Annotated in this window: 6 protein-coding genes and 1 pseudogene; 5 read left to right on the top strand and 2 right to left on the bottom strand. The window is 65.7% G+C overall.

All coding sequences use genetic code 11. The annotated features are described in order from the left end of the window. The 5 genes and pseudogenes from VFA16_RS06915 to VFA16_RS06935 all read left to right on the top strand — a co-directional run. A pseudogene (locus VFA16_RS06915) lies at positions 1-141 on the top strand (UDP-glucose 6-dehydrogenase); the annotation flags it as partial. A 4-nt stretch (positions 142-145) separates the two neighbouring features. Continuing rightward, on the top strand, positions 146-901 hold the full coding sequence (locus VFA16_RS06920; RefSeq protein ID WP_324967102.1) for a maleylpyruvate isomerase family mycothiol-dependent enzyme: 756 nt from the start codon (positions 146-148) through the stop codon (positions 899-901). Between the two features lie 24 nt (positions 902-925). Beyond that, the gene (locus VFA16_RS06925) at positions 926-1,300 is read left to right on the top strand and encodes a nuclear transport factor 2 family protein (RefSeq protein WP_324967103.1); all 375 of its coding nucleotides are present in this window, start codon (positions 926-928) and stop codon (positions 1,298-1,300) included. 10 nt (positions 1,301-1,310) lie between these two features. Next, positions 1,311-2,177, top strand: a complete 867-nt coding sequence (gene rfbA / locus VFA16_RS06930) for a glucose-1-phosphate thymidylyltransferase RfbA (RefSeq protein ID WP_324967104.1) — start codon at positions 1,311-1,313, stop codon at positions 2,175-2,177. 85 nt (positions 2,178-2,262) lie between these two features. After that, positions 2,263-2,691 (top strand): DUF732 domain-containing protein, encoded by a 429-nt coding sequence (locus VFA16_RS06935; RefSeq protein WP_324967105.1) that lies wholly within the window; start codon positions 2,263-2,265, stop codon positions 2,689-2,691. A gap of 116 nt (positions 2,692-2,807) precedes the next feature. Here the strand turns inward: VFA16_RS06935 and VFA16_RS06940 are convergent, their stop codons facing one another. Beyond that, positions 2,808-4,097, bottom strand: coding sequence for a pyridoxal phosphate-dependent aminotransferase (locus VFA16_RS06940; protein ID WP_324967106.1), 1,290 nt, complete (start codon positions 4,095-4,097; stop codon positions 2,808-2,810). Between the two features lie 15 nt (positions 4,098-4,112). After that, the coding region (locus VFA16_RS06945) for a heterodisulfide reductase-related iron-sulfur binding cluster (RefSeq protein WP_324967107.1) at positions 4,113-6,787 on the bottom strand (2,675 nt) is incomplete at its 5' end.

Here is a 6,787-nt window from a genome sequence, read left to right on the forward strand (position 1 = left end):
GAGTTCGTCGACCTCGACCCCGACGACCTCGCCGGCCGGGTGCGGGCCAAGGTCATTGTTGACGGCCGCAACTGCCTGGATGTGCGCCGGTGGCAACAAGCTGGTTGGCGGGTGCACTGTTTGGGGCGACGCGTAGCCTAACCGCGTGGACTACGCGGCAGCATTCCTGGAGCAAAACCGCGCCTTTGGAGACGTCATCCGCAGCGGCGACCAATCCACCCCGGTGCCGACGTGCCCTGGCTGGACCTTCAAGGAGCTGTTCCGCCACGTCGGCCGCGGCGACCGGTGGGCGGCGCAAATCATCGCCGACCGCGTCGACCACTATCTTGACCCCCGCACCGTCGAGGGCGGCAAGCCGCCAGCGGATCCCGACGAAGCGATCGCGTGGCTGCACGATGGCGCGCAGCGGCTGATCGACGCGGTCGAACAGGCTGGACTCGACGCACCAGTCTGGACGTTCATCGGGCAGCGTCCGGCGTATTGGTGGGTGCGGCGGCGGCTGCACGAGGCGACCGTGCACCGCGCCGACGCCGCGCTCTCCCTGGGCGTCGAGTACACGCTGGAACCGGCGTTGGCCGCCGACGCGATCAGCGAATGGCTGGAACGGGTCGCCAGCCAAGCCGGCCGTGACGGCGAACCGCTGCCCCTCGAACCGGGTAACACCGTGCACCTGCACGCCACCGATCCCGGTCTGGGCGCCTCCGGCGAATGGACCATCCAAGCCGGTGATAACGGCATCACATGGTCGCACGAGCATGGCAAGGGCACCGTCGCGCTGCGAGGCGGCGCCACGGATTTGATGCTGGCAATGGTGCGCCGCATTCCGACAGCGGATCGCGACATCACGGTATTCGGCGATATCTCGGTGTGGCAGAACTGGCTGGAGCACACGCCTTTTTAGGGCAGCGGCGGTAATTTGCACATCATGACCACATCGGAGATCGCCACCGTTTTGGCGTGGCACGACGCGCTGAACGCCGCCGACCTCGAGACCCTGGTGGCCTTGTCCAGCGAGGACATCGAAGTCGGCGACGCCCACGGTGCCGTGCAAGGTCACGACGCGCTGTGCAAGTGGGCGGCTGAGACCAACACCACCGCCGAACCGGGCCGCATGTACGTCCACGACGGTGTCGTCGTCGTCGAAGAAAAGTTCAGCAGCCCGGCCACTCCCGACGCCACCAGGACTGCCGCGTCGGCGTTTCGGGTGGTCCACGACCATGTCACTTCGGTGTTCCGCCACGACGATCTGGCGTCGGCGTTGGCGGCCACCGAACTGACCGAGGCCGACCTCGTCGACTGAGGAGTCATTGATGCGCGGAATCATCCTGGCCGGCGGCTCCGGCACGCGGCTGTATCCGATCACCATGGGTGTGAGCAAGCAATTGCTGCCGGTGTACGACAAGCCGCTGGTCTACTATCCGCTGTCCACCCTGATGATGGCCGGTATCCGCGACATCCTGGTGATCACCGCTCCTCACGATGGACCCGCCTTCCACCGCGTGCTTGGTGACGGCGCCGTGTTCGGCGTCAACATCAGCTACGCATTTCAGGACCAGCCTGAGGGCTTGGCGCAGGCTTTCGTCATCGGCGCCCACCACATCGGCACCGATACGGTGGCATTAGCGTTGGGCGACAACATCTTCTACGGTCCCGGTTTGGGTACCAGCTTGCGCCGCTTCCAAACCATCGACGGTGGAGCGATTTTCGCCTACTGGGTGGCCAACCCGTCGGCGTACGGTGTCGTCGAATTCGGTGATGACGGCATCGCGCTGTCGATCGAGGAGAAACCGGCTACACCGAAGTCGAACTATGCGGTGCCGGGCCTGTACTTCTACGACAACGACGTGATCGACATTGCCCGGGGCCTAAAGAAATCGGCGCGCGGCGAATACGAGATCACCGAAGTCAACCAGATCTACCTCAACCAGGGGCGGCTCGCGGTCGAGGTGCTCGCCCGTGGCACCGCCTGGTTGGACACCGGGACCTTCGACTCATTGCTGGATGCCAGCGACTACGTGCGCACCATCGAACGCCGGCAGGGCCTCAAGATCAGCATCCCCGAGGAAGTTGCCTGGCGGATGGGCTTCATTGACGACGAGCAGCTTGCCCGGCGTGCCAACACCCTGATTAAGTCCGGCTATGGCCGCTACCTGCTGGAGTTGCTGGAACGACGCTGATTTCCCCGGGCCGATGTCATCGGGGTGTCGTCGCTAGATTGCGCCACCGGAAAGCGTCGGCGCGCAATACGCTGGGCGGAACACGATGACAACGCCACTCGACCCGCCGCCGATTCGGGGTTCGGCTGTGCTCCTCGTGGTGGTCGTCGCCCTCGTCGCCGTTGCCGGAGTGCTTGTCCTTTCCTGGAAGCACCAGCATGCTGGCGCGTCGCGAGAAACAACGCCGGATTCGCTCACGCCATCCGCGCCGCCGGCCGCCGCGCCGCGGCCAGGGCTGCTGGACAAAGACGGACGATTCGTCTTCCTGCTGACCGCTCAAGGCCTCCAACTATCGGCAGCGCGCGACACCACAATCAACGATGCGCATCGCATTTGTTCGCGGTTGCAACGCGGCGAAACCGAGCAGGAGATTGTTCAAGACATCGTCGCGGGAACGCCGGGCATGTCGCCCGATACCGCAGTCACTTTCGCCGACACCGCCATCAGCGTGTACTGCCCGCAGGGACTCACGTAGAAGCGTTTGCCTGGCGCCGAGCCTGCGCTCACGGCATCGACTCTGTGGTCACGGCGGCAAAACGCTAAAAGCCCAGCCGTAGGCGCAGGCTCGATGACGCCGGCTGGGGTGTGCGCCTACTGGCGGTAACTGGTCAGGAAGTTACCCAGCCGCTCGATCGCGTTAGCTAGATCACGCGACCACGGCAGCGTGACGATGCGCAGGTGATCCGGTGCGGGCCAATTGAATCCAGTGCCCTGGGTGACGAGAATCTTCTCTTGCAGCAGGAGGTCCAAGACAAGCTGCTCGTCGTCCTCGATCTCGTACACCTCGGGGTCGAGCCGGGGAAACGTGTAGAGCGCACCGGCCGGTTTGACGCATGACACGCCGGGGATCTCGTTGAGTTTGGTCCAGGCGACGTCACGCTGCTCGAGCAGCCGGCCGCCCGGCAGCACCAGGTCCTCGATGCTCTGGTGACCGCCCAGCGCCACCTGAATCGCGTGCTGGGCAGGCACGTTCGGGCACAGCCGCATGTTCGCCAGCAGGCTGATGCCTTCGATGAAGCTGCTGGCGTGGTCTTTGGGCCCGGTGATCACCAGCCAGCCGGCCCGGTATCCGGCTACCCGGTAAGCCTTCGACAGACCGTTGAACGTCAGGCACAACAGGTCGGGCGCCACCGAGGCCATGCTGATGTGCTTGGCGTCGTCGTAGAGGATCTTGTCGTAGATTTCGTCAGCGAGCAGCAGCAGCTGGTGCTTGCGCGCCAAATCCGCCATCTCGGTGAGGATTTCGCGGCTGTAGACGGCGCCGGTCGGGTTGTTCGGGTTGATGACGACCAGCGCTTTGGTGCGCTCGGTGATTTTGGACTCCAGGTCGGCGATGTCGGGCTGCCAACCCTGGGTTTCGTCGCATAGGTAATGCACGGGTGTGCCACCGGCCAATGACGTCGATGCCGTCCACAGCGGGTAGTCCGGTGCAGGGATCAGCACCTGATCGCCGTTGTCCAGCAAGGCCTGCAGCGTCATAGTGATCAACTCGGAAACGCCGTTGCCCAGGTAGACGTCGTCGACGTCTAATTGCGGGAAGCCGTCGACGAGTTCGTACCGGGTGACCACGGCGCGCCGGGCCGGCAGGATGCCTTTGGAGTCCGAGTAGCCCTGCGCGTACGGCAGCGCCTGGATGATGTCGCGCATGATCACGTCGGGCGCCTCGAAGCCGAACGGCGCGGGGTTGCCGATGTTGAGCTTGAGGATGCGGTGCCCTTCGGCTTCCAGCCGCGCGGCGTGAGCGTGCACGGGTCCGCGGATCTCGTAAAGGACGTCCTGCAGTTTGGATGACTGCGCGAACGTACGCTGCCGGTGGTGGGCGCTGGTATGCCAGGGCAGCTGGTGAGTCGTCACGTCAACCATAGTGCCACCGTTGTCCAATGAAATTTGCTGAGTTCAGCGTTTGCCCGGGGGGCGGGCGCCGCGGGCAATGCCCAAGCCTTTCACTGGCGGCGTCTGCGTTTCCCGGTCACCGTCCTTGTCGGAAGCCGCGGGTTCGGATTCCGGTTGCGGTGTTGGCTCCGGCTTTTGCTCTTGGGCAGCAGGTTGCGCCGCGGCCTTTTTGGCGCCGGGCCGCTTAGCACCGGCAGCGATACCCAGGCCCTTGACCGGTGCAGGGGCAGACGGCTTTGCTTCTGCCGCTTCGGTTTTCGCTTCCGGCTCCGTGGTAGCAGCGGATTGTGTTGGGGCGGCGGCTTTCTTGGCGCCTGGTCGTTTGGCACCGGCGGCAAGGCCCAGCCCCTTGGCGGGCGCCGCGGGCGCCTTGGCTTCCTCGGCGGCCGGCTTCGCTTCCTCGGCGGGCGTCTTGGCTTCCTCGGCGGGCGGCTTGGCTTCCTCGGTGGTGGTTGGCTGCGCGGCAGCCGCCGTTTTCTTGGCACCCGGGCGCTTGGCACCTCCGGCGATACCAAGGCCTTTAGCGGCAGGCGGGGGCCCGGCTTTCGCGGGCTGCTCCTGCGCGGGCGCGGGAACCGGTGACTTTGCGGTCTCCTTCGTCGGCGCGGCCGGCGCCGTCGCGGCCTTCGGCGCGGCCTCGGCGGCCTGCTTGGCGGCCGTGCCCTTGGCAGGCAGCGTCACCGCGCTGCGGTCGATGGACTCCAGCAGCAGGTTGGCCACGTCGCGGACGTCGACGTCCTCGCGACCGGCAGCTTCGGCGCGGTCGTTGACACCGTCGGTGACCATCACCCGGCAGAACGGACAGGCCGTGGCGACCGTGGTTGCACCGGTGCCCAGCGCCTCGTCGACGCGTTCGTGGTTGATCCGCTTGCCGATGTGCTCTTCCATCCACATCCGCGCACCGCCGGCGCCGCAGCAGAAGCTGCGCTCGGCATGCCGCGGCATCTCAGTCAGCGTCGCGCCTGAGGCGCCGATCAGCTCACGCGGCGCCTCGTACACCTTGTTGTGTCGGCCCAGATAGCACGGGTCGTGGTAGGTGATCGACGGGCCGCTCCCGTCGCCGTCGACCGGCTTGACGGGAACCAGCTTCTTGTCCCGCACTAGCCGGTTGAGCAGCTGGGTGTGGTGCAAAACCGTGTAGTTGGCGCCCAGCTGCTTGTATTCGCGGCCCAGCGTGTTGAAGCAGTGCGGGCAGGTGACGACGATCTTGCGGTCGACGGTCTCCACGCCCTCGAACACCCCGTCCAGCGTCTCGACGGCCTGCTGCGCGAGCTGCTGGAACAAGAACTCGTTGCCGGAGCGGCGCGCGGAGTCGCCGTTACAGGTTTCCCCGGCGCCCAGCACCATGAACTTCACCCCGGCGATGGCCAGTAATTCGGCGACCGCCTTGGTGGTCTTCTTGGCCTTGTCGTCGTAGGCGCCGGCGCAGCCCACCCAGAACAGGTACTCGTAGCCGTCGAAGGTGTCGACGTCCTCGCCGTAGACCGGGACGTCGAAGTCGACTTCGTCGATCCAGTTGGTGCGGTCGGAGGCGTTCTGGCCCCACGGGTTGGCCTTGGTCTCCAGGTTCTTGAACAGCACCGACAGCTCGGAGGGGAATTCTGATTCCATCATCACCTGATAGCGGCGCATATCGACGATGTGGTCGACGTGCTCGATGTCGACCGGGCACTGTTCGACGCAGGCGCCGCAGGTCACACACGACCACAACACGTCAGGGTCGATCACCCCACCCTGTTCGGCGGTGCCGACCAGCGGGCGGTTGACCTGCTCGGGCCCGGAGCCGGGCACCCGGCCGAAGCCGGACTCCGGAACGTGGTGGCCCTCGCCGCGACCGGACTCGATGTAGCCGCCCTCGGCGTCGGCCTCCTTTTCCCCGAGGATGTAGGGCGCCTTGGCCATCCAGTGGTCGCGCAGGTCCATGATGACGAGCTTGGGGGACAGCGGCTTGCCGGTGTTCCACGCCGGGCACTGCGACTGGCAGCGCCCGCACTCGGTGCAGGTGGCGAAATCGAGCATCGCCTTCCAGCTGAAGTCCTCGATCTTGCCGCGACCGAATTCCGCGTCGTCGGGCGGGTTTTCGAAGTCGATCGGCTTGCCGTCGGCCTCGATGGGCAGCAGCGGGCCGAGCCCGTCGGGCAGCCGCTTGAAGATGACGTTGATCGGCGCCAGGAAGATGTGCAGGTGCTTGGAGTGCAGCACGATGATCAGGAACGCCAGCATGACGCCGATGTGCAGCAGCAGGGCCACCGTTTCCAGGACTTCGTTGCCGGTGTGGCCGAGCGGTTTCAGGATCACGCCGAACAGCTGTGAGAGAAACGCTGCCTTACCATACGGCAGCGTGCCGTTGTTGACCGCCGAGCCGCGCACCAGCACGTACGTCCAGATGACGTTGAAGATCATGAACAGGATCAGCCAGGCACCGCCGGTGTGCGAGCCGTAGAACCGCGACGCCCGCTTGCGGCGTTCGGGAGCGTTGCGCAGCCGGTTCACCGCGAACCACGAGATCGCGACCAGCACCGCGACGGCGAAGAAGTCCTCGGCGAATCCCAGCCAGCGGGCCCGGCCGAAGAAGGGGATGGCGAAGTCCTGGCTGATCACCAGCGCGCCGAAGGCCTCGACGATGGTCGCGCCGAGGATCACAAACCCCCAGAACGTGAAGAAGTGCGCCAGCCCCG

Origin of the sequence: Mycobacterium sp., assembly GCF_035653355.1 — a bacterium.
In the GTDB taxonomy this organism is placed as follows: domain Bacteria; phylum Actinomycetota; class Actinomycetes; order Mycobacteriales; family Mycobacteriaceae; genus Mycobacterium.